The sequence below is a fragment of the Nocardia sp. NPDC046473 genome (genome assembly GCF_040645995.1).
Taxonomy (GTDB): Bacteria; Actinomycetota; Actinomycetes; order Mycobacteriales; family Mycobacteriaceae; genus Nocardia.
The window spans coordinates 484,039-505,327 of record NZ_JBEYZJ010000004.1; the positions used below are offsets into that span (position 1 = coordinate 484,039).

General features: G+C 65.4%; 22 protein-coding genes and 1 tRNA gene. 17 read left to right on the top strand and 6 right to left on the bottom strand.

The features are described 5' to 3' along the window. The first annotated feature begins 159 nt into the window (after window positions 1–159). From ABZ942_RS16365 to ABZ942_RS16405, 9 genes are all read left to right on the top strand, one after another. Complete coding sequence (locus ABZ942_RS16365) at window positions 160–492, top strand: hypothetical protein (RefSeq protein ID WP_357382621.1); 333 nt, start codon at window positions 160–162, stop codon at window positions 490–492. A 99-nt stretch (window positions 493–591) separates the two neighbouring features. Then, window positions 592–1,179, top strand: a complete 588-nt coding sequence (locus tag ABZ942_RS16370) for a chemotaxis protein CheB (RefSeq protein ID WP_357382623.1) — start codon at window positions 592–594, stop codon at window positions 1,177–1,179. After that, window positions 1,176–3,086 carry a CheR family methyltransferase gene (locus ABZ942_RS16375; protein ID WP_357382625.1) on the top strand — a complete coding sequence of 637 codons (1,911 nt, stop codon included), beginning with the start codon at window positions 1,176–1,178 and terminating at the stop codon, window positions 3,084–3,086. Before ABZ942_RS16370 ends, ABZ942_RS16375 begins: the two co-directional genes overlap by 4 nt. A gap of 35 nt (window positions 3,087–3,121) precedes the next feature. Next, window positions 3,122–4,009 (top strand): GAF domain-containing protein, encoded by an 888-nt coding sequence (locus ABZ942_RS16380; RefSeq protein WP_357382627.1) that lies wholly within the window; start codon window positions 3,122–3,124, stop codon window positions 4,007–4,009. Window positions 4,010–4,024: 15 nt separating this feature from the next. Next, the gene (locus ABZ942_RS16385; RefSeq protein WP_357382629.1) at window positions 4,025–4,780 is read left to right on the top strand and encodes a GAF and ANTAR domain-containing protein; all 756 of its coding nucleotides are present in this window, start codon (window positions 4,025–4,027) and stop codon (window positions 4,778–4,780) included. Between the two features lie 147 nt (window positions 4,781–4,927). After that, entirely contained in the window at window positions 4,928–5,671 is a 744-nt protein-coding gene (locus ABZ942_RS16390; protein WP_357382631.1) for a phosphoribosyltransferase family protein, read from the top strand. Between the two features lie 179 nt (window positions 5,672–5,850). Continuing rightward, the gene (locus tag ABZ942_RS16395) at window positions 5,851–6,753 is read left to right on the top strand and encodes an STAS domain-containing protein (RefSeq protein ID WP_357382633.1); all 903 of its coding nucleotides are present in this window, start codon (window positions 5,851–5,853) and stop codon (window positions 6,751–6,753) included. A gap of 69 nt (window positions 6,754–6,822) precedes the next feature. Further along, window positions 6,823–7,305, top strand: coding sequence for an anti-sigma factor (locus ABZ942_RS16400; protein ID WP_357382635.1), 483 nt, complete (start codon window positions 6,823–6,825; stop codon window positions 7,303–7,305). Then, window positions 7,295–8,131 carry an RNA polymerase sigma factor SigF gene (locus ABZ942_RS16405; protein ID WP_357382637.1) on the top strand — a complete coding sequence of 279 codons (837 nt, stop codon included), beginning with the start codon at window positions 7,295–7,297 and terminating at the stop codon, window positions 8,129–8,131. The genes ABZ942_RS16400 and ABZ942_RS16405 overlap by 11 nt, the downstream gene beginning before the upstream one ends. A gap of 4 nt (window positions 8,132–8,135) precedes the next feature. Here the strand turns inward: ABZ942_RS16405 and ABZ942_RS16410 are convergent, their stop codons facing one another. Next, window positions 8,136–8,642 (bottom strand): flavin reductase family protein, encoded by a 507-nt coding sequence (locus ABZ942_RS16410; protein ID WP_357382639.1) that lies wholly within the window; start codon window positions 8,640–8,642, stop codon window positions 8,136–8,138. On the opposite strand from ABZ942_RS16410, the gene ABZ942_RS16415 reads away from it, so the two are divergent. Next, the gene (locus ABZ942_RS16415; protein ID WP_357382641.1) at window positions 8,632–8,775 is read left to right on the top strand and encodes a hypothetical protein; all 144 of its coding nucleotides are present in this window, start codon (window positions 8,632–8,634) and stop codon (window positions 8,773–8,775) included. The two genes, ABZ942_RS16410 and ABZ942_RS16415, sit on opposite strands and share 11 nt — an antisense overlap. Here the strand turns inward: ABZ942_RS16415 and ABZ942_RS16420 are convergent. Continuing rightward, complete coding sequence (locus ABZ942_RS16420; RefSeq protein WP_357382643.1) at window positions 8,759–9,121, bottom strand: MerR family transcriptional regulator; 363 nt, start codon at window positions 9,119–9,121, stop codon at window positions 8,759–8,761. The two genes, ABZ942_RS16415 and ABZ942_RS16420, sit on opposite strands and share 17 nt — an antisense overlap. Window positions 9,122–9,173: 52 nt before the next feature. Between ABZ942_RS16420 and ABZ942_RS16425 the strand changes: the two genes are divergently transcribed. From ABZ942_RS16425 to ABZ942_RS16440, 4 genes are all read left to right on the top strand, one after another. After that, entirely contained in the window at window positions 9,174–9,821 is a 648-nt protein-coding gene (locus tag ABZ942_RS16425) for an NAD(P)H-dependent oxidoreductase (RefSeq protein WP_357382645.1), read from the top strand. A 120-nt stretch (window positions 9,822–9,941) separates the two neighbouring features. Continuing rightward, entirely contained in the window at window positions 9,942–10,373 is a 432-nt protein-coding gene (locus ABZ942_RS16430) for a hypothetical protein (RefSeq protein WP_357382647.1), read from the top strand. Window positions 10,374–10,435: 62 nt separating this feature from the next. Then, window positions 10,436–13,300, top strand: a complete 2,865-nt coding sequence (locus ABZ942_RS16435) for a tetratricopeptide repeat protein (RefSeq protein WP_357382649.1) — start codon at window positions 10,436–10,438, stop codon at window positions 13,298–13,300. A gap of 254 nt (window positions 13,301–13,554) precedes the next feature. Continuing rightward, a complete protein-coding gene (locus ABZ942_RS16440; protein WP_357382651.1) occupies window positions 13,555–16,149 on the top strand; it encodes a tetratricopeptide repeat protein in 2,595 nt (864 codons plus the stop codon). Between the two features lie 244 nt (window positions 16,150–16,393). Here the strand turns inward: ABZ942_RS16440 and ABZ942_RS16445 are convergent, their stop codons facing one another. Beyond that, window positions 16,394–17,137, bottom strand: a complete 744-nt coding sequence (locus ABZ942_RS16445) for a hypothetical protein (protein ID WP_357382653.1) — start codon at window positions 17,135–17,137, stop codon at window positions 16,394–16,396. A 1,216-nt stretch (window positions 17,138–18,353) separates the two neighbouring features. Here ABZ942_RS16445 and ABZ942_RS16450 point away from each other — a divergent pair. Together ABZ942_RS16450 and ABZ942_RS16455 are read left to right on the top strand one after the other, a co-directional pair. After that, window positions 18,354–18,650 carry a helix-turn-helix domain-containing protein gene (locus ABZ942_RS16450; RefSeq protein WP_357382655.1) on the top strand — a complete coding sequence of 99 codons (297 nt, stop codon included), beginning with the start codon at window positions 18,354–18,356 and terminating at the stop codon, window positions 18,648–18,650. 52 nt (window positions 18,651–18,702) lie between these two features. Next, the gene (locus ABZ942_RS16455; protein WP_357382657.1) at window positions 18,703–19,326 is read left to right on the top strand and encodes a hypothetical protein; all 624 of its coding nucleotides are present in this window, start codon (window positions 18,703–18,705) and stop codon (window positions 19,324–19,326) included. Window positions 19,327–19,387: 61 nt separating this feature from the next. On the opposite strand, the gene ABZ942_RS16460 is transcribed toward ABZ942_RS16455, so the two are convergent. Next, window positions 19,388–19,461: transfer RNA gene (locus ABZ942_RS16460), tRNA-Ile, on the bottom strand. A gap of 119 nt (window positions 19,462–19,580) precedes the next feature. Here ABZ942_RS16460 and ABZ942_RS16465 point away from each other — a divergent pair. Continuing rightward, complete coding sequence (locus ABZ942_RS16465; RefSeq protein ID WP_357382658.1) at window positions 19,581–20,012, top strand: nitroreductase family deazaflavin-dependent oxidoreductase; 432 nt, start codon at window positions 19,581–19,583, stop codon at window positions 20,010–20,012. A gap of 6 nt (window positions 20,013–20,018) precedes the next feature. Here ABZ942_RS16465 and ABZ942_RS16470 read toward each other — a convergent pair whose 3' ends face one another. After that, window positions 20,019–20,189: a hypothetical protein gene (locus tag ABZ942_RS16470; RefSeq protein ID WP_357382660.1), complete on the bottom strand. Its 171-nt coding sequence runs from the start codon at window positions 20,187–20,189 to the stop codon at window positions 20,019–20,021. A 55-nt stretch (window positions 20,190–20,244) separates the two neighbouring features. Then, window positions 20,245–21,252, bottom strand: coding sequence for a zinc-binding dehydrogenase (locus ABZ942_RS16475; RefSeq protein WP_357382662.1), 1,008 nt, complete (start codon window positions 21,250–21,252; stop codon window positions 20,245–20,247). Between the last annotated feature and the right edge of the window lie 37 nt (window positions 21,253–21,289).

The window sequence follows — 21,289 nt, forward strand, 5'->3', positions numbered from 1 at the left end:
CCGGCCCAAGTCGATGCAAACATGGGTGCGTAGTCACCGGCACCTCGAGTAACCGCCACTCAGGCCCCCGAGCTGGGGCTAAGGCGTACAGTTTTCATTGAAAATCCCCCGAGTCCCGCAGCGTGGCTCTCCGTGCCTGCGACCGAACCCGGAGGAATCATGACGCTCGTCTCGCGCGACGAACTCATCCCGCACGCGCCTTCGCGCCCGCCGCCCCAGCAACCGGAGCTGGAGCCCTACGACACCGCCGAGTTCACCGAATTGGGCGACCGGCTGGTCCGGAAATTGTTCGATGCCGGCCTGCGACTCGACACCATTCGGATGGCGTTCGACCGGGACGGGCTCACCACCGCGGAGCTCGACGAGCACCGCACCGCCATCGTCGACATCCTCGTCAATCTCGATTCGATGATCCGCACGACCGGCATGGCGATGCTCAGCCTCACCGCCACCGCGCCGATGGCCGAGCTGTACAGCAGAAGGCGCCGATGACAGTCGGGGCGCGCCGCGCCGGACCACAGTCGGCGCTGGGCGGGTATCCGTCCCCGCGTTACGCTGATCCCGTGCACCTCACGGCTGGTCGGCGCGACCATGACCTCGGATGACCAGTACGCCGTCGTTGCCATAGCCTCGTCGGCGGGCGGTATCACCGCGCTCTTCAAGGTCCTCGGCGCCCTCCCGGCCACCCTGCCGGTACCGGTGCTCGTGGTGCAACACCTCGACCCACGCCACAAGACCGTGCTTGCCGAATTGCTTTCGCGCCGAACCGAATTACACGTAAAGCTGGCCCAAGCGGGTGAAACCATCACGGCTGGAACGGTTTACATCGCGCCGCCCAACTACCACCTACTGGTGGAGCCGAAAGGTGTCCTCGACTTGTCCGGCAGCGAGCTCGTCCACTTCGTCCGGCCCTCGGCCGACCTGCTGTTCGAATCGGTGGCGGGCGCCTACGGTCCGCGCGCGATCGCCTGTGTGCTCACCGGCTCCGGTAGCGACGGCGCGACGGGAGTGAGCGCGATCAAGTCCCGTGGTGGCACGGTGGTCGCGCAGGATCCGGAAGAAGCGGAATTCAAGGGCATGCCGGGTGCCGCCGTGGCGACCGGCGACGTGGATCTCGTTGTGCCACTTGATGAGATCGCGGGCGTTATCCGCGGTCTCGTGATGGAGAGCACGTCGTGACCGAATCGAGCGAGGAGATCATGACGGCACCGGGTGAAGAGATCGACACCGTCGACCCGGCGCTCGAGGATCTGCTGGTGTTCATTCGTGATTCGCGCGGTTTCGATTTCACCGGCTACAAGCGCTCGTCGCTGACCAGGCGTATCCGCAAGCGAATGCAGGAGGTTCAAGTCGGCGACTACCTCGACTACCGCGATCTGCTGGAAAGCAACGCCGAGGAATTCCGCCACCTGTTCAACACCATCTTGATCAATGTCACCAGCTTCTTCCGCGATGTGGATGCCTGGCAGTACCTGCAGCGCGAGGTGCTGCCGGAATTGATCGCGAATACCAAGCCGGACAGCGAGATCCGGATCTGGAGCGCGGGCTGCTCCAGCGGCGAGGAAACCTATTCACTGGCGATCGCATTCGCCGAGGTGCTCGGCATCGAGGAGTGCGCGAAACGAGTCAAGCTCTACGGCACCGACGTCGACGAGGAAGCCCTGCGCGAGGCACGGTCCGGTGTCTATCCGGCGAAGGCGCTCGGTCAACTGTCCGGTGAGCTGCGGGACCGGTATTTCGAGCCGATCGGCGACAAGTTCGTCTTCCGCTCGGACCTGCGCCGTCGGGTGATCTTCGGCCGCCATGACATCACCCGCGACGCGCCCATCTCCCGCCTCGACCTGCTGGTATGCCGAAACACGTTGATGTACTTCAACGCCGAGGCGCAATCGCAGATCCTGGACCGGTTCCGCTTCGCGCTGCGCGAGGGCGGATTCCTGTTCCTCGGCAAGGCCGAACTGCTGCTCTCCGAGGGCGAACGGTTCGGGGTGGCCAGCATGCGCCAGCGCATCTTCCGACGCCGGGCAGGTGAGGTCAGGCCACCGCACCAGCCGAGCCCGGCGCGGCTCGACGTCGACCTCGGCCTGGAGGTGCAGGGCCTGGTCAAGAAACGCCAACTCGGCGAACTCGCCTTGGAGACCGCCCCGTTCGGGGTGATCGGCCTCGACACGCAAGGCAGGATCACCATCCTCAACAATCAGATGCGCAGCCAGTTCGGCCTGACTCAGCACGATATCGGCCGGGCGCTGAGCGAGCTGGAGATCTCCTATCGGCCGGTCGAATTGCGCTCGCTGATCCAGCAAGCGGTGACCGAACGCCGCAGCATCCGGGTCAGCGCGGCCGAACGCAAGCTCGGCCCGGACGACATCCAGTACTTCGAGGTGCACATCCAGCCGCTGTGGGGCAGCGACGGATCCGATGTCGGCGTGGTGGTCAATTTCGTCGATACCACTGTGCCGACCCGGCTTTCGCTCGAAGTGAAGGTGAAGCGGGAGGAACTGGAGACCGCCTACGAGGAACTCCAATCCACCAACGAAGAACTCGAAACCACCAACGAAGAACTCCAATCCAGCATCGAGGAACTCGAAACCACCAACGAAGAACTGCAATCGACCAATGAGGAACTCGAAACCACCAACGAGGAACTCCAGTCGGGCAACGAAGAACTCGAAACCATGAACGAGGAGATGCGGATCCGCACCGACGAACTGAACGAGACCCGCACCTTCCTCGAAGGCGTGCTGTCCAGTGTCGCGGCAGGCGTGGTGGTGCTCGACGATCAGCTGCGGGTCCGCAGCTGGAACCGGGGCGCTGAGGAGATGTGGGGGCTGCGCTCCGAGGAGGTCCAGCAGCAGGTGTTCTTCGCGCTGGACTTCGGGCTGCCCACCCAGCAGCTGCACGAAAGCATCCAGCGCTGCCTCAAAACAGGGCGCCGCGACGGCCCGGTGGAGATCCCGGCGGTCAACCGGATCGGGCGTTCGATCACCTGCGCGGTGACCTGTTCGCCGCTGGACGGCACCCGCGACGGTGTGGTGCTGCTCTTGGAGGAAGTCCCCTCGACACACGTTGGTATACAGGGCAATTAGTACTGGTAGCGCGGTATGCGCGTAGGCTCGAAGGCGTGCGGTCGTATTCGGACGCTCACCAGGAAATTGCCCGTGAGTGGCAGGAATTCAGCGCCGAGCGAGAACGAGCAGCTCGCGCGGCGGCGGTGGCAGCGAAATACGAGGCGCAGGCCACCCAGCGACCGGAATCCATGCAACCGTTTCGGCAACGGATGGCGGAGCTGCATCGACGGATCGAGGGCCGCCATCTGGCCTGCGCGCGACTGCACCGGATCCATGCCCTGCGCCTGCAGCGGTGGTACATCGGCGATCAAGCCACACTGCGGCCGGTCTTCATGGCCGCGGTAGCCCAGCATCTCGGGATGGACAGCGCCGCGGTGACCCTGTTCGGCCAGACCGGCGAGGAGCTGCTGGTTTCCGCCTCGGACCGCACCGCGCGGGCCGCTCATGATCTGGAACTGCTGATCGGCGAGGGCCCGGCCCGCGACGTGCTCGGCGGCCGGGAGTTCGTCACCGCGAATGCCACGCAACTGGCCGCCCGCTGGCCGCATTACGGCCCGGCGCTGACCGAGCTCGGCGTGCAGTCGGTGGTCGCGGTCCCGCTGCTGTCCTCCCGTCTGCTCGGTGCGTTGTGCGTGTTCACCAGCCGCGCCGGACTGCGCACCGAAATCACTCCGGCCGCCGAGAAGGTGGCCGACGCCCTCGCCAACTCGGTGCTGCTCGCCTCGTACGGAACAACCGCCGACGGCGCGCCTCAGGGCACGCTGTTCGATGATGCCGATTACCTCGCCGCCGTGCATCAGGCGGTCGGTATGGTTGCCGTGCAATGCAGTTGCGATCTCGACGCCGCACAGGCGCTGTTGCGTGCCCGCGCCTTCGCCGACGGCATCGCAGTCTCGGAGCTCGCCCGCCGCATACTGGAGGACGGATACCAATTATGTTGACCGTCAAGGCATTTCATGACTGACGAACTGGCTTTGGGAATGTCGGAGTTGACGACGCTGCTGTTGACCGGAGACGAGGTCGCCGAATCACTATGCGCCATCGCCGATACCGTCGTGCGGATGCTGCCGGACCACCTGATGGCGGGCGTCACGCTCACCCACGACGAAGGCACCATTGTCGGCGGTTCGAGCGCCGCGCACGCGATGCTCGTCGAGGAATCCCGGAGCAGCGAAGGATACGATCCCTGCCTGCAAGCCATCGGTACGGCACAACAGGTTTCGGTACCCGACGTCGCGACGGAGCACCGCTGGGGCGGCTATTCGACCCGAATGCTCGCCTACGGCGTCAAATCCATCTACGCCCAACCGCTTTCGGTAGACGGCGCAGCGGTCGGCGCACTCTCGCTCTACTCGACCCAGCCGAACGGCTTCACCGACCGGATCCGCCGGGCGGCCACCCTCACCGCCGAACACCTCGGCGTGCTGCTCGCCGTCGCGTCCGACACCGCGCGACAGGCCAAGCTGACCGAACAGCTACGGGCCACGTTGGCCTCGCGATCCACCATCGATCAGGCGCTCGGCATCCTGATGGCCGAACGGCGCTGCGACCGCGACGCCGCCTTCGAGGTGCTGCGCGGCCGGTCCCAGCAGCGCAACGTACGCGTCGCCGACCTAGCCGTGGAGATCATCCAGACGGTGTCCGGCCGGGCACCCACCGCGCCGCATTTCGTCGAACCGATCGCGCCGTCGCGATCCCAACGCCGTTCGTGATCGGCTACCCCCCAATACTTTTCGGGCGCACGGTGGTATCCCCAGGACAAACCGCCGGATAAAGCGCTACCGCCAGCTAGAATTGGCAATGTCCTTCTGAGTCCCGAAGCGCGGCTCCGGATTTGCCACTCGATGCTCGGGGGACGTATGGACGATCCCGCTTTATCCAGCGACCACACCGACCGCCGGGCCTATCTGCGTTCGCTGTTCCTCGATCGGCAAGACGCGGGACGTCGGCTCGCCGACCGGTTGCAGGCCTTCCGCGGGCCGGATGTCGTCGTCCTCGGTGTGCCGCGCGGCGGTGTCCCGGTCGCCGTCGAGGTCGCCGTCCGCCTGCGCCTGCCGCTCGACACGATCGTCGTCAACAAGTTGCGCGTCCCGTATCGGCCGGAGCTGTCCTTCGGCGCCATCGGCGAGGACGACACCCGGATCATCGACGAGATCGTCGTCCACAGCGCCTTCCTGACGGACCAGGAACTCACCGACACCGAAACACACGAACGCGACAGCCTGCACCGCCGGTCCGAGCGGTTCCGGCGACACGGTCCGCAGCCGAAACTGCGCGGACGCACGGCACTGGTCGTCGACGACGGCGTCACCACCGGCATGACCGCACGCACCGCCTGCCGGGCCGCCTATCGCCGCGGTGCGGTCCGCGTCGTGCTCGCCGTCCCGGTCGCGCCGCACCGCATCGTGCGGACGCTGGCCTACCACGCGGACAAGATCGTGTGCCTGGAAACATCGGCCAATCCCCGCCCGCTCGACGAGTCCTACCTGCGCTTCGACCCGGTCACCGACACCGATGTGGACCACCTGCTCGGCACACACGCGACGGCGTCGAGCGGGCCGCGACGAATTCGCTTGGCGGAGAGCGGAAACGGAAGCGGGTAGCCGGAGTACCCCGTCCGCCGCGCCCGGAAACCGGGTCCAGCCCCTTTCGATGGCTCCATTGCCCTCGATAGGTATACGATTCTGCGGGCAGTGGGCGGTCCAGAAGGTGGCTGTCCACGGTAATTTCGAGCACGCCAGTCCGATGTGCGTGGGATGGACCGGAGGCGGCATTGTCCGAGATGTCGATTACTGCTTTCGCGGCGGACACCAGCTCCAACGGTGTCAGTGAGGGTCTGCTTTCCGAGCTGGTCGAGCACCTGCGGCAGAACCGCACTGTGTTGCGTGAGGAGTGGGCGCGCCGCATTACCGAGGCGCAATTGCTGACCGCGATGACGCCCGACGAGATGTTCTCCGAGGCGACGTCGGTCTACGACAACTACGTGGCCGTGCTGGAGACCGGTTCGGTGGAGGCGCTGCAGGATTACGCGCGCGACCTGTCCGAGCGGATCATTCCGAGAGGCGTCGAGACCGACGAGGTGCTCGGCATCGTGCTGCTGCTGCGCGACGTGCTGGCCCGCTCGCTGTTCGAGAAGTATCAGGCGGATTTCCAGCTGCTCAACGCGGTGCTCGACGCCTATGAACCGGCCGCGAACCGCATCGCCAACACGGTGGGCGTCTCCTTCGTCGAGGAACGCGAACGCATCATCCGCCAGCAGCAGGAGGCGATCCGCGAGCTGTCCACGCCGGTGCTGCAGGTGCGTGAACAGCTGCTCATCCTGCCGATCATCGGCGTGCTCGACGGGCAGCGGGCCCGTCAGCTCACCGAACAGCTGCTGCGCGCGATTCGGGCCAATCGCGCCAAGGTCGTCGTCATCGACATCACCGGTGTGCCGACCATCGACTCCACCGTGGCCAACCACCTGGTGCAGACCGTCGACGCGTCCGGCCTGATGGGCGCGAGCGTGATCATCACCGGACTGTCGTCGGAGATCGCGCTGACGCTGGTGACCATCGGCCTCGACCTGTCCAAGATGAACGCCGTCGGCGACCTGCAGGGCGGTATCGAGGAGGCCGAACGACTGCTCGGCTACGAGGTCAGCCGCAGCGGTACCGGCGATACCACCCGGCGACCGGAAGCGTGACGTCGGTAAGACAAGTCACATCGCGGCGGCCAGATATCGGCTGTCGGGTTGGGGCCGCGCCTCTCGGGTATGGCAGGAGTGAATCGTTGGGAGGCGGTGAAGATGATCAAGGTGGATTCCGGTGCCTCGACACCACACCACACGGCGGTGGTCGCGCACCGAGTGGCCCTCGAACTGGCAGCTGAGCCGCACGAACTGGGGATGTTGCGCGCACTCACCGATACCACGTGCATGATGGCGGACGTCACGCTCGATGCGATCCCGGATATTCGGCTGGTGCTCAGCGAAGCGGCGACCGCGTTGATGCTCGACGCGGTGCCCGGCTCGACCCTGCGGTGTGCGTTCACCTACAACCGGCGCCGGATCAGCGTCCGGATCAGCGCGACGACGACAAGGGATGTCGAAGTCAGTCGCGACCCGCTGAGCTGGCAGTTGGTGCAGGTGCTCACCGACTCGGCCGAGATGATCCAGGACTCTTTTGATCTCGACGCGGGTGGGTATCCGACGGCCATCGAATTCAGTTGGGAACGAGGGACATCCGATGCAACGTGAGTTCACCACCGACCGGGCCGATGCGTCGCGACGCACCAGTTCACCCGGCGACAGCTACGACAACATCGAGCCATGGTTCGAGAAGATGGCGACGCTCGCGGCGCACGATCCGCATCGAAATGAGTTGCGCGAGGAAGTGACCCGGCTGTGCCTGCCGCTGGCCGAGCACATCGCGCGCAAATTCTCCGGCCGCGGTGAGGCTTTCGACGATCTGCAGCAAATCGCCAGGGTGGGTTTACTTCTCGCGATCGACCGCTTCGACGTCTCACGCGGCAGTTCGTTCCTGTCGTTCGCGGTGCCGACGATCATGGGCGAGGTGCGCAGGCACTTCCGGGATCGCACCTGGGCGGTGCGAGTTCCGCGCAGGCTCAAGGAGATTCAGCAGCTGATCGGGCCAGCCACCGAAACACTGTCGAACCGGCTCGGACGGGTGCCCACCGCCAGGGAGATCGCCGCCGAGCTCGAGGTCGAACTCAGCGAGGTCACGCAGGCGTTGATCGCGCGCAACGGTTATCAGACCAGCTCGATCGATGGGGTCACGAGCGACGACGGCGAGAACTCGCCGCTGCCGGTCACCGCCGGGCTCGGCGCGGAGGAACCGTGCTACGAGCTGCTGGAGCAGTCGATGACAGTGCGTCCGTTGATCGCGGCGTTGCCCGATCGGGAGCGGCGGGTGCTGATCATGCGATTCTTCGAATCGCTGACGCAGGCGCAGATCGCCGAGCAGCTCGGTGTTTCCCAGATGCAGGTGTCGCGCATTCTGTCCAAGACGCTGCATACCCTGCGTGAGCAGGCCTCGGACGAGCGGCCCGCCCAGGTGGCCTGACCGGCTATGCCACGTGGCCGGGCTTCAGATCGGCGACGGAGTTGTAGCGCAACGGTTCGATGCGCGGCGGCGGGGCGGAGGACTGTTCCGGTGCGATGAGCATGCCGACGTGATCGCCCAGGTCGTGCCGTTCGAGGATGCGTCCGGTGAACCAGCCTGCGGCCGCGGCCAAGATGGGCAGCTCGGCCGGGCCCGGCGCCCACTTGCAGTGTGCGAACTTGTTGATGTCGTCGCCGGTCTCCGCGCCGAAAAGCGCTGCCAGCGAGGACTGTTCCCGGCCCAGCAGATGCACGGCGAGCTGTTCGGCGGCCATCGCGACGCCGAAGGTGAAGTTGTTCTTGGAGATGCCGACCAGGAAACGCGGCGGTTCGATACTCACCTGTGAGGTGAAGCCGACCAGGCAGCCGGCCTGGCGGCCCTCGGCCCGGGCGGTCACGACGAACACCGGGTAGTCGGCGGCCGCGATCACCGCATCGAAACCGGGTCTAGCTGCTGTGGCGTTGTCCGACATGGTCCTCGCGCTCGGCTCGGCCGCGATCCCCGGCCGCGCGTTCGGCTCGGCACGGGACGGCGGCAAGTGGGCAGTCCGTAACCCACACTACGAGACGTTGCCGGGTGCGGCGGTGGTCAGCGACCGGTCTTGATGTCCTGACGGAGTTTGACGAGGTTGGCCTTCTCGACGAGGAGGCGTTCGATGCCCGCGTCCAGTTGCCGGGTGCGCTCGTCGAGTTGCGCGAGCACCTCGTCGCGGTCCTGGTCGGTGGCACTTTGCGGGGCGGTGCAGGCGATGTGGATCAGGGCGGCGGCTTCCGACAGGGACAGGCCGGAGGCCAGCAGACAGCGGATGTCGTGCACGGTCTTGACGTCTTCTTCGCGGTAGTGCCGGTAGCCGTTGGGGTCGCGCTGCGGAGTCAGGACGCCCGCGTTCTCGTAGTGGCGCAGCATCCGCGGGCTCGCGCCCGTGCGCTGGCTCAAATCCTTGATCTGCACCGGCGAGCTCCTCCTTGACATTGACGTTAGTGTCACACTTTACCGTGGCCGTATGACGAACGAACGGAGTCGGCCGAACGTACTGCTCGTGGTATCCCACCCGGATCACGAGTCCGCCACCTGGACCATCGCCCGCGCGGTCGAGCAGGGCATCCAAGCGGACGGAAGTACCACTGCCACAACGCATGACCTGTCCGCCTCGGGCTTCAACCCCGCCTTCACCGCAGCGGATATCGCGGTCCACCGACAGCTCGGCGACGTGCCCGCCGACGTGCGGCGCGAGCAAGAGTTGATCGAATCGGCCGACGTCGTCGCCGTGCTGTTCCCGGTCTACTGGTGGTCGATGCCCGCACTGACCAAAGGCTGGATCGACCGGGTCTTCAGCCGCGGCTGGGCCTACGAGAACACCTCCCCCAACGGACCGAGCGCGATCGATGAGCTGCACTACATCGCGCTGGCCGGCGTCAACCAGGACAGTTTCGAGCGCCGCGGCTACAAGGACGCGATCACACTCCAACTCCGCGAGGGCATCGCCAGCTACTCCGAGATCGCCCATTCCTCCATCGAGATCCTCTACGGCACCGAAACCAGTGACCCGCAAGCACATCAGGACCTAGCCGCCCAGGGCTACAAACTCGGCGCCGACCTGGCCCAGCGTGCGCAAGCGGCGTTCGACCGGTCAGCTCGCCCAGACGAGTGACACGACCTGCGTAGGCGCGGCCGCCCGCGCCTACGCGGCCGAGACCAATCCAAGTACCGACTCGGGTCCGAATAGCGGGATGTTCTACGCCGGAATCACCCCTAGAAACGAGGCCCGCCCGTGCCATGCCGCCCTGCCCACCTCGCCGCAATTGGCGTCACCGCCGTCGCTTCCCTGCTGATGCTCGCCCCCACCGCGCACGCCGAGACCTCCCCGAGCTATCGCTGCGAAACCCTCAAACCGGGCAAGCCGGTCCCCGGAGCAGGCAAGCCCGCCCCCGTAATCGGCACCAAGTGCTCCGCAGCCAACGACGCTCCCGCAGCAGGAGACATCAACGGCTTCTTCTTCGTCCTCGACAAAGCCACCTTCTATGTCTGCGGCATAGCCCCCGACGGCAAACTCGCCCCCGCCACTGAAAAGTCCGGCACCGCCGACCTCCCCGGCAAGCTCGCGGCGACACGTTGCTGGGCCTTCAAAACCGATGGCAAGTTCACCCCCGAACAATTCGAGCAGGAACTGGCCAAACAAACCAAGGAGAAAGCTCCGAAGTAACGCTAGGGCGCGGGCGGGACTCACACCCCGACGCACGGACCAGGCCGTTATCGTGTGTTGCTGTGCGTGGCGAGACGAAGGCGACCGGGCGGGACGGGGGTAGTGGCGAAGACTCTGCGCCGCGGGCGCTGTTCGTGGCCAGGTTTGCCGAACTCTGGGAGGCTGCAGGTAATCCCACGCTGCAGCGGGTCGCCGCGGCGACCGAGGAACGGTTGAAGGGCGCTCGCACACCGGCACAGAGCCAGCGCTCGTCGATGCAGCGCATCAGCGATTGGCGGACCGGGCGCAACGTGCCCTCGCGGTTCGAATCGCTGGATCCGGTACTGGTGACACTGATTTCGCTGGCACAGCAAACATCTGGTCCCGTTCCGTCGGTCCTGTCGAACCGGTCGGCCTGGCGACGTTTATGGAAGGCGGCTATCGCCCAGCCCGTGCGCCCGACGGTGCTGACCTCCCTGCGACGCGATATCCCCACATTCGTCGGCCGCGACTTCGAGGTGCGGCGGATCCTGGATGCTGCGGGACCAGGTCGGGTGGTGTCGATACACACCATCGACGGCATGCCCGGTGTCGGGAAGACCGCGCTGGTCACGCGGGCCGCACATTTGCTGTCGGACGGGTTCCCCGATGGCAGGTTCTTCGTCGAGTTGAACTCGCACACTCCAGGACAGGTGCCCGCGGATCCCACCGGAGTGCTCGCCACCCTGCTCACCGGGCTCGGCATCGCGCCGAAGCACATTCCGGACTCCCTCGACGCACGGCGGGACCTGTGGCGCGACCGCGTCGCCGCCAAGCGGGTGCTGCTGATTCTCGATGACGCCCGCGACCACGACCAGATCGAACCGTTGTTGCCCACCGGGCCGGAATGCCTCACGTTGATCACCAGCCGCCGCAGACTCGTCGCGCTCGACGACGCTCTCCCACTGCCACTGGACACCCTCGATTCCGACAGTGCCGTCGACCTGTTCTATCGGTTGGCCCGACGCAACCCGCACGGCGATGACATCGCGGCCGTCGCCGAAATCGTCGGATTGTGCGGTTATTTGCCGCTGGCGATCGTGCTACTAGCTGGTCGGCTCGCCCACCATCCGGCCTGGACACTCACCGGCCTCGCCGAGGAATTCCGCACCGCCCAAGACCGACTCGGGGAACTCGACGCCGGACAACGCGCAGTGCGCGCCGCATTCACCGCCTCCTACAAAAGCCTGCCTTCCGAACGTCAGCAATTGTTCCGCAAGCTGGGTCTACATCCCGGCCCCGATATCGATGCCTATGCCGTCGCCGCGTTGAACAGCATCCCGCTCAGCGAGGCCCGATCCGAACTCGACGCTCTCTATACCGACCATCTCATCGAGGAGACCGCACCCGGCCGGTACCGCCTCCACGACCTGGTACGCGAATACGCACGTGCCCTCGCCGCCACGTCGGGGAGCGACGATACCGAGGCGGTGCGGCGATTGCTCGACCACTATCTGCACACCGCCGCAGCGGCCGACCAATGGCTGACACGCAAGCCGCGCCCCACCGGCGACCACCGCACCTTCGTCGTAACAGCTGCCGCGGTGCGGGAATTCGACGACGAGATGCACGCGCTGGCGTGGATGCGGACCGAGCGAACCAATCTGCTCGCCTGCCTCGAATACACCGCCGAACACGATCCGGCGCGGATGGTCGAGCTGACCGCAGTGCTGGCGGAACTGCTGGCACGCGAAGGACCGTGGCCATCGGCCCTGCACCTGCACCAGCGCGCCACTGAGGCCGCGGGCCGTCTCGGCGACCGCCTCGGCCAAGCCAACGCCCTCGTCAATCTCGCGACTTTGCGGTGGCAGACCGGTCGCTACGGCCGAGACGCCGATCTGCTCCGGCAAGCGCTGACCCTGTACCGAGAGCTCAGCGACCCACTCGGCGAAGCCAACGCGCTCCGCAACCTCGGCATGGTGCAGTGGCGGATCGGGAACTTCGATCAGGCTACCGACCTGCTTCAGCAGGCCCTTACCTTGTATCGCGACACCGGTTATCGCCTCGGTGAAGCCAAAACCCTCGCCAGCCTAGGCGGCGTGCGCCGAGACAACGGTGATTACGAACCAGCCGCGCACCTGTTCCAACAAGTTCTGACCCTGTACCGGGAGATCGGTCATCGCCTCGGTGAGGCCAGCGCCTTCGGTTTTCTCGGCACAGTGCGCAGGCACACCGGGGACTACGACCAGGCTGCCGACTTGTTGCGACGCTCCGCGACGCGGTTTCAGGAGATCGGCCATCGCCTCGGCGAAGCCAACGCCCTCGGCACCCTCGGCAGCTTGCGCCGGGACACCGGGGACTACGAGCAGGCCACCGAACTCTCCCAGCAAGCCGTGACCCTGTTCCGCGACATCGGCGACCGTTTAGGTGAAGCCATCAGCCTCAACACCCTCGCCACCGTATGCCGGGAAACCAAGCACCACGAGCAGGCCACCGCGCTGTCCCGGCAAGCCCTGACCGTGTTCCGGGAGATCGGCTACCGCACCGGCGAGGCCGAAGCACTCGCCAACCTCGGCTCTGCGTGCCTGGATACCGGGGATTACGAGCAAGCCGCCGACCTCTCCCGGCAAGCCCTGACCCTGTTCCGCGACATCGGTTACCGCATGGGCGAAGCCGGGGCGCTTATCAACACTGGGAGGGTGCTGTTGGCCACCGGCGAATCGAGTGACGCGTTGACGACGTTCGCCCACGCGCTGACCGTAGCCCGCGACATCGGCAGCCGAATCCAACAGGCCCGGGCCATGGAGGGCATCGCCCGTTGCCGAGCCGCCCTCGGCGACACTGCCACCGCCACCGCTGATCTGCGCCACGCCATTGATATCTACCGCCGCCTGGACGCATCCGAAACCGATGCCGCGACAACCTATCTCGCCACGCTCGAACCCCCACCGCCCGAGCTCCCGAGCTAGACTCCCGCGCACCGGCCCGGATTACTGGACGCCGCTGATCCCCTCCACCTGCGGCACCTCGACCATCACTCCCGGATGGCGCCGCAATCATCACTGGAAACAGTGAAGTACCGCCAAGCCAGATCCGCTGTTCCACGCGGAATCAGCAGGTCAAAGCCCATGGATCGAAATTCCGGTCCGGAGAACACCGGAGCACCTGATCGTCGGAAGCAACCTGTCGAACAAGCGGGCCTAGGCCATTATCGTGTGTTGCTGTGCGTTGCGAGACGAAGGCGACCGAGCCGGACGGAGGTGGTGGCGACATCTTGTCGCCACGGGCGCTGTTCGCGACCAGGTTTGCCGAACTCTGGGAGGCTGCAGGTAATCCGACCCTTCAGCGGGTGGCGGCGGCGACCGAGGAACGGACGAAAGCAGCGCACCCACCGGCACAGAACCAGCGCTCATCAATGCAACGCATCAGCGATTGGCGGGCCGGACGCAACGTACCCTCCCGATTCGAATCACTGGATCCGGTACTGGTGACACTGATCGCGTTGGCCAAGCAAACACCCGGCCCCGTTCCACCGGTCCTGTCGAACCGGTCGGGCTGGCGACGGTTATGGAAAGCGGCAAGCACCCAACCCGTACGCCCGACGGTACTGACCTCACTACGACGCGACATCCCCACCCTCGTCGGCCGCGACCGCGAACTACAGCGGATCCTCGACGCCGCAGGACCAGGCCGGGTGGTGTCCATCCACACCATCGACGGCATGCCCGGCGTCGGGAAAACCGCCCTCGTCACCCGCGCGGCACACCTACTCTCCGACCGGTTTCCCGACGGCAGATTCTTCATCGAACTGAACTCACACACCCCAGGACAGACACCCGCAGATCCCACCACCGTGCTCGCCACCCTGCTCACCGGCCTCGGCATCACACCCAGCCACATCCCCGACACCCTCGACGCACGACGCGACCTCTGGCGCGACCGCATCGCCACCAAACGAGTCCTACTGATCCTCGACGACGCCCGCGACCACAACCAGATCGAACCACTACTACCCACCGGACCCGACTGCCTCACCCTGATCACCAGCCGCCGCCGACTCATCGCCCTCGACAGCGCCCTCCCACTAGCACTGAACACCCTCGACCCCACCAACGCCACCAACCTGTTCTACCAACTCGCACAACGCAACCCACACCACGACGACAACGCCGCCGTCACCGAAATCGTCCGACAATGCGGATACCTACCACTAGCGATCGTGCTCCTAGCCGGCCGACTCGCCCACCACCCCGCCTGGACACTCACCGGCCTCGCCACGGAATTCCGCACCACCCAAGACCGACTCAGCGAACTCGACACCGGACAACGCGCAGTACGCGCCGCATTCACCGCCTCCTATGACAACCTCCCACCCCACAGACAACAACTGTTCCGCACCCTAGGCCTACACCCCGGCACCGACTTCGACACCTACGCCGTCGCCGCACTGAACAGCATCCCGCTCAGCGAGGCCCGCACCGAACTCGACGCCCTCTACACCGACAACCTCATCCAAGAAACCACACCCAGTCGGTTCCGCTTGCACGACCTGGTACGCGAATACACACGCGCCCTCACCTCAACATCGTCATCGGGCAACACCGAGGCGATACAGCGGCTGCTGGACTACTACCAACGCACCGCCGCAGCGGCAGACCGATGGCTGACGCGCCGGCCACGCCCCGACGAAGACTGCTCGGCCGCGGCAGGTGCCGTAGTCCAGAAATTCAACGACGAAATGCACGCGCTGGCGTGGATGCGTAACGAGCGAGCCAATCTGCTCGCCTGCATCGAGTACACCGCCCAACACGATCCGGCGCGAATGGTCGAGCTGACCGAGGTCCTGGCGGCATCGCTGGAGCGCGAAGGGCCGTGGTCATCGGCCATGGATCTGCATCAGCGTGCCGCCGAAGCCGCGGACCGCCTCGGTGACCGCGTCGGCCAGGCCAACGCGCTCATCAATCTCGGCATCGTGCAGTGCCATACCGGGAAGCAACCCGTCGACCTCTTCCGGCAAGCCCTCGTCCTGTATCGGGCGACCGGCCACCGCATGGGCGAAGCCGACACCCTGGCCAATCTCGGCGGCTTATACCGATACATCGGTGACTATGGGCAGGCCGTCGAGCTGCTCCGGCAGGCCTTGACCTTGTATCGGGCGACCGGCAACCACATGGGCGAAGCCGACACCCTGGCCAGACTCGGCCGCGTACTCCGCGACACCGGCGACTATCGGCAGGCCGCAGCCACGATCCAGCAAGCCTTGATCTTGTTCCGCGAGAACGGCTTTCGCCTCGGCGAAGCCAGCGCGCTCAGCATCCTGGGCGCGGTGCGCGGTGCGACCGGAGACTATGCACAGGCCAACGACTTGCTGCTGCGTGGTGCGGCGCTGTTCCGAGAACTCGGCAATCGCGACGGCGAAGCCTTCGCCTTCGGCAACCTCGGCCTCGTGCACCGCCACCTCGGAGATCACGAGCAGGCCGCCGCCCACATCCACTACGCATTGACCACGTTCCGGGAAATCGGCCATCGCCGCGGCCAAGCCACCAACCTCAACAACCTCGCGACGGTGTACCGGGAAACGGGCAACCACGAGCAGGCCGCGAGCCTGTCCCGACAGGCCCTGACCTTGTTCCGGGAGACCGGCTTCCGCCTCGGCGAAGCCGAAGCACTCGCCAACCTCGGCGCGGCCTGCCTTGCGACCGGCGATCACGAGCGCGCCGCTGACCTCTCCCAACAGGCGCAGGACCTGTTTCGAGAGATCGGCCACCGTGCGAAGATCCACCCATACTGCGAAGGCGCTGCTGGCGGCACTTCCTGACCGATCGCTTGGTGGCGTGCATCGTTCGAACGAGCGCGCCACCAGGCGTCGGTCAGCGTTGGTCGTCTATTTGATGGCAAGTTCCAGCAACGCCCACCCGGTGGTCAGGGTTCCGGTCAGGACCGCCGCGGTCAAGGGGTAGAACTCGGCGTGAACCATGCCGATAACGGTTCCGAACGAGACCGCGATGGTAAGCAAGCAAGCCCCGCGCCAGTTGAGCAGATCCCGCCACGGCAGTTAGCGACTATTTTCCTTTGCGCCAGTCGGAGAATATCCAGAATGCGACCGACAGGGTGATTGCGGCCGCCACCCAAGTGAGGTTGCGTGAAGCCGGGTCGACCAGGTTCGCCACAAGCCCAATACCTATTCCAAAGAAGGCTGAGCTGATCCAAAAGCCAAGTGAGTCCCGCTCCTTCACTACCTGGCGTTGCTTTCTCACACTGATGTCGACATTACCTTCATCGTTGCGACCGTGAATAGTTGGCGGTTTTGCGGTTGGACCATCGACCAAGAACCCGAATCGAGCCTTTTGCTTCTTCTCCAGCTGGCCGATCCTCCAACGCTTATCACCAGATCTGGGCAGGTCGAGTTGAGCCTCGACGATACCGAGTTCCGGGATAGGATTGCCGATCGTGTACGAGTCGAGGATGTCGTAGCCGTCCGGGAAACTGAACCGGACGTACTGGTCCTTCACCATCAGACGGCCGGTGTTCTCAACGGTGCAGGTGACCTCGAAGAGTTGTCCGACCACCTGCCGTGTCCCGTACTGAACTGCTATCTTGGCGGCCAGGCTTTCCGGAACGTTGGTCATCGAGGAGCCGATGTCCAAGTCATAGCTCAACCGTTTCTCTTTCTTGCGATCGCGGGCACGATCGAAGACCTCCTTGATGCCTATCCCGAGCAGGCCGCCAACTAGGGCGGTTCCCACCGGGATAGCGAACCTCAACCAGTTTTCGGTCATCCTGAAGGCTTCGCCCGCGAGCAGCATGACCCCTCCGTAGTGATCTTGGCAGCCCTTATGCACTGACCTTTCGATCGCACAGCCTGTCAGCCTCTATAACTTGCGCGCAGCAAAACCGAAAAGTCGGCAGCATTGAAACCGGTTGGTACGCAGAGATGTTTGTCGATCCTCAATCGTGGCGGAACCACGACGACGGGATTCCTGCGGCGCCGCCATGGCCAGCCCACCGAACCGACCCGGGCGCCGCCGGGCCTGCCAACCGAGCGTGTAGGCCACGATGCGCTGGAATCGACATCCGGGCGTTTGAGATTTGCGGTGATAGCTAGGGGCAGCCTTGAAACGGGACAGGGACCGCTTCGACGCGTTCGCGCTGCCAGATGAATTTAGACAGTAAATAGAGACCTGCCCCCCTTCCGGGGCCAGGTTCGACACCCGTCCAAGCTGCTCAGCAGCGGGTTTGTGGGGCGGGTGGGGCTCGAACCCACGACCAATGGATTATGAGGTCAATCAACCTTGCCGCTGTACCGACCTGGGGAAACCCTGCTAGAAGCCGACCAAAACGACAAAATTCGTTGGTCTTCGGGTCTTCCGCCCCCAGCCTGACTCATCGAGGGTGGTCGCGGCGCAGGTCTCGCTCTGGTCCTGGGTCTCGCTCGGGACCAGTGACCGGAGGATGTTCCAGTACGTAGCGGCGGAGCTCGAGCTCCTTGAATGCCGTCCAGCCGATTCGGGTCAGTCGCTCGCGTCGCTCGGGAGACATCTCGGTGCGGAGCACTCGGTAGTCGACGAGCTTGATTTGTTGCCGGATCAGGAAAGTATCTACCCGCTACTCGTTCTCCGATCCAGCGTGACACAACGAACCGACATAGCAACGCGCAGAAGCGAATACAAGATCTTGTCCGCTCGAACGATCAACCCCCGCCCGATCCCACGGCGGAGTCACGTCGGAATGGCGACGCATCACCAACCCACTCGAAACCGCCGAGACGCTGCATGACGTACCCGAGCCTGCCCCACCCATGCGCCTGGGACTACCTGTTCAGCAGTGCGCCGCCCCACGCTCGGAGATCACCTTCCTCGACGCGGGTGCGCAGCCCGCCGGGGCCGATCCGCACATCCGGCGTGTCATGCGGCAATACGTCGAATTGACTCTCGCCTCCTCGCGTTCCGCGCCCGACTGGCACGAGAAGCTCCGCCTCGCCATCCCGCGGCCCCGCGCCTCGGGGACCTGGACCTCGACGGCGTGGCCCGCCGCCTGGCCATCAGCCCCCGCACCCTGCAACGCCGCCTACAAGAGCTCGACACCACGTGGCGCATGGAAGTCGAATCCGTCCGCTACGAGCAGGCCCTGGACCTGTTGCGCGACACCGACCTTCCCGTCCGATCGGTAGCAGCCCGCCTCGGCGACGCCGACACCCGCGCCCTCCGCCGCGCCTTCCGCCGCTGGACCAGCCAAACCCCGGACGCCTTCCGCGCGAAATCGCGACCTTGCCAGCGGCCCGGCACCCGAAACCCTGACCGTGGCCGTCGATCCGGCTGAGCAACTCGGCAGCACGTACCTGTACGCCGGGATTTGACCAATAATCCATTGTATGAGTGCGGATCTGATGGGTATGGGAGTCGCGGTTGTCGGCGTGCTGGGCACCGTGAGTGCCGCTGCCCTAACTCAGCTGGCCGCCCTTCGCGGCAAGCGCCTGGACGCGGAGATTCAACGCCTGCAACGCAAAGATGAGCGCCAAGAAGCCGTCAGCTCGGCGACGCAGGAGAGGAAGCAGGCGCTGTACGCCGAACTCAATACAGCAGCGCGTCACTACCGGACTATCGTTCGCGATCATCTCGCCGACTTGCAACGTGACAGCACGATCCCTATACCCGAGCAGCTCGAACAGACGCGGTCGACGTATCGGGACTTGTTCTCGAAGGCCCAGATGGTTCTGCCCGAATCCGCGTTGGCCGTGGCCGTCGTGCTGAATGACTGCCTCGGCCAGGGCTACAGCGCCCTACGAGCCCTCCACGGTCCAGACAGCCCGGCCACCGTCGACAAACTCTTTCAGTGGTTCGACGGACCGGTGTCGGACGGCGTGTGGCTGCAGCGCCGAGCGTTGCGCACGGATCTCGGTGTGGTGCCCCATGATCCAGAGATCGAACGTCGGCTCCAACATCTCGAGCAAGAGCGCGTAGCTCAATTCGGCAACTCAGTGCCGGTGGCGGATTGATCGATCGATCGCCAATGCCAGATCGTGACGCTCAACGTTTCCACTGTTCAGACATCCGGAGTGGGGCGGGTGGGGCTCGAACCCACGACCAATGGATTATGAGTCCACGGCTCTAACCGACTGAGCTACCGCCCCTCTTCTGCGGGTGTACCGCAGGCGTGGGGGATGCTACCGGCTGGGGTGGGGCTTGCACCAGTTGGCCCTGGGGTGGCGGTTAGGGTTGGGCGTCCGGCAACCGATCTGGAGGGTCGACCATGTCGAGTGTGTTCGCGAATGTGCTGAAGGTGCATCAGTGGGTTTACGAGAACAGCGGCGGGTTGGTGGGGCATCGGGTGCTGTTCGGCAATCCGACGTTGCTGCTGCGGACGGTGGGGCGCAAGACGGGGCAGGCGCGCACGTCGGCGCTGACGTATGGCAAGGATGGGGCGGACTACTTGGTGACGGCGTCCAATGGTGGGTCGCCGCGGCCGCCGGGGTGGCTGGCGAATGTGAAAGCCAAGCCGGAGTGTGAGATTCAGATCGGGCGGCGCACGGTGGCGGTGGTCGCGCGGCCCACTTATCCGGAGGATCCGGACTATGCCCGCCGGTTCGCGATCGTCGATAAGATCAACAAGGGGCGTTACAGCGCCTACCAGAAGATGACCAAGCGGCCCATCCCCGTGGTGGTGCTGACGCCGGTCGGCTGAGCCGGGTCAGTCCCGCTCGTCGTAATCGTCGCGGTCATCCCAGTGGCCGTCGTAGTCGTCAGGATCGTCTCTGTCCCAACGTCTCTCGTCGGCCGGGGGTCTGCTGGCGATTTGCACGACAACGATGACGACGGCGAGCACTACAAGGACCACACCCACAACGATCAGAGTCTCCATCCAGGGCACCCTAGCGCCGAGCCAGGGTGCCCGCTAGGTGCTCGTCCGAACGGTCTCAGACGGTAGAACCCACGGTCAGCAGGGTACGGCCGACCGCGGTCCTGGATTCGATGGCGGCGTGCGCACTTTCGGCGTCGTCGAGCGGAAAGGTTTGGCCGATCACCACTTCCAGCCGCCCGGCCGCGGCCTCGGCGAGGGAGCGCTCGGCCAGCGCGGACCAGTCGGTGCCGGCGTCGGTGATGTCGAACAGCGCGTAGACGGTGATGCCGCGTGCCGATGCCGCCTCGCTGTCCAGCACGGCGAATTCGCCTGCGGAGGCACCGTATCCGAAGAACCGGCTGTTATCAGCCGCAGCGTCGAGCGCGGCCGCACCCAGCGTGCCGCCTGCGCCGTCCAGCACTACCTGCACGCCCGCGCCACCGGTCGCCGCACGGGCCTGGTCCGACCAGCCCGGTTCGGAGTAGTCCACGACGGCGTCGGCACCGAGCCGCTCGGCGAGCTCCAGCTTGATGCGTCCCCGCGCCGCGGCGACAACATGCGCGCCGGCCGCGCGGGCGAGCTGAATCAGCAAGGTTCCCAAGCCGCCACCGGCCGCGGTGATCAGCACCCACTCCCCCGGTTGGATCGCGGCACGATCGAACACCGCGAGCGCCATCCGCCCGTCATGCGCCAGTGCCACGGCCTGCGACAGACTCAACCCCTCGGGTACGGCGGTGAGCGATTCGACCTTGGCCAAGGCCTTTTCGGCGTAACCACCGATCGGCTGGCCACCACCGATCTTGCTGGCCGCGGTCGACGTGGTGACGCGCCTACCGACCCACGACGAATCGACCCCGTCGCCCACTGCGCTGATCACTCCGGCGACGGCACCACCCGGCACGTACGGCGTCGCCAACTTGAAATACTCACCGCCCCAGCCGCTGCGCAGGCGGGTGTCCAGGAACATCACATCCGCGGCGGCCACATCCACCACGACCTCGCCCGCCCCGGCGACCGGCTCCGGCACTTCCCGCACCGAAAGCACTTCGGGTCCACCGAATTCCACTGCCTGCACAGCCCGCATGACCATCCTCCATCGCTTCCCTGTTCCGCTGACAGGG

Coding starts and splice junctions, on each gene's coding strand:
- ABZ942_RS16425 (WP_357382645.1), top strand. CDS start 9,174: ATGACGAACGAACGGAGTCGGCCGAACGTACTGCTCGTGGTATCCCAC.
- ABZ942_RS16405 (WP_357382637.1), top strand. CDS start 7,295: ATGCAACGTGAGTTCACCACCGACCGGGCCGATGCGTCGCGACGCACC.
- ABZ942_RS16395 (WP_357382633.1), top strand. CDS start 5,851: ATGTCGATTACTGCTTTCGCGGCGGACACCAGCTCCAACGGTGTCAGT.
- ABZ942_RS16390 (WP_357382631.1), top strand. CDS start 4,928: ATGGACGATCCCGCTTTATCCAGCGACCACACCGACCGCCGGGCCTAT.
- ABZ942_RS16475 (WP_357382662.1), bottom strand. CDS start 21,252: ATGCGGGCTGTGCAGGCAGTGGAATTCGGTGGACCCGAAGTGCTTTCG.
- ABZ942_RS16470 (WP_357382660.1), bottom strand. CDS start 20,189: ATGGAGACTCTGATCGTTGTGGGTGTGGTCCTTGTAGTGCTCGCCGTC.
- ABZ942_RS16370 (WP_357382623.1), top strand. CDS start 592: ATGACCTCGGATGACCAGTACGCCGTCGTTGCCATAGCCTCGTCGGCG.
- ABZ942_RS16400 (WP_357382635.1), top strand. CDS start 6,823: ATGGCAGGAGTGAATCGTTGGGAGGCGGTGAAGATGATCAAGGTGGAT.
- ABZ942_RS16365 (WP_357382621.1), top strand. CDS start 160: ATGACGCTCGTCTCGCGCGACGAACTCATCCCGCACGCGCCTTCGCGC.
- ABZ942_RS16410 (WP_357382639.1), bottom strand. CDS start 8,642: ATGTCGGACAACGCCACAGCAGCTAGACCCGGTTTCGATGCGGTGATC.
- ABZ942_RS16455 (WP_357382657.1), top strand. CDS start 18,703: ATGAGTGCGGATCTGATGGGTATGGGAGTCGCGGTTGTCGGCGTGCTG.
- ABZ942_RS16465 (WP_357382658.1), top strand. CDS start 19,581: ATGTCGAGTGTGTTCGCGAATGTGCTGAAGGTGCATCAGTGGGTTTAC.
- ABZ942_RS16445 (WP_357382653.1), bottom strand. CDS start 17,137: ATGCTGCTCGCGGGCGAAGCCTTCAGGATGACCGAAAACTGGTTGAGG.
- ABZ942_RS16385 (WP_357382629.1), top strand. CDS start 4,025: ATGACTGACGAACTGGCTTTGGGAATGTCGGAGTTGACGACGCTGCTG.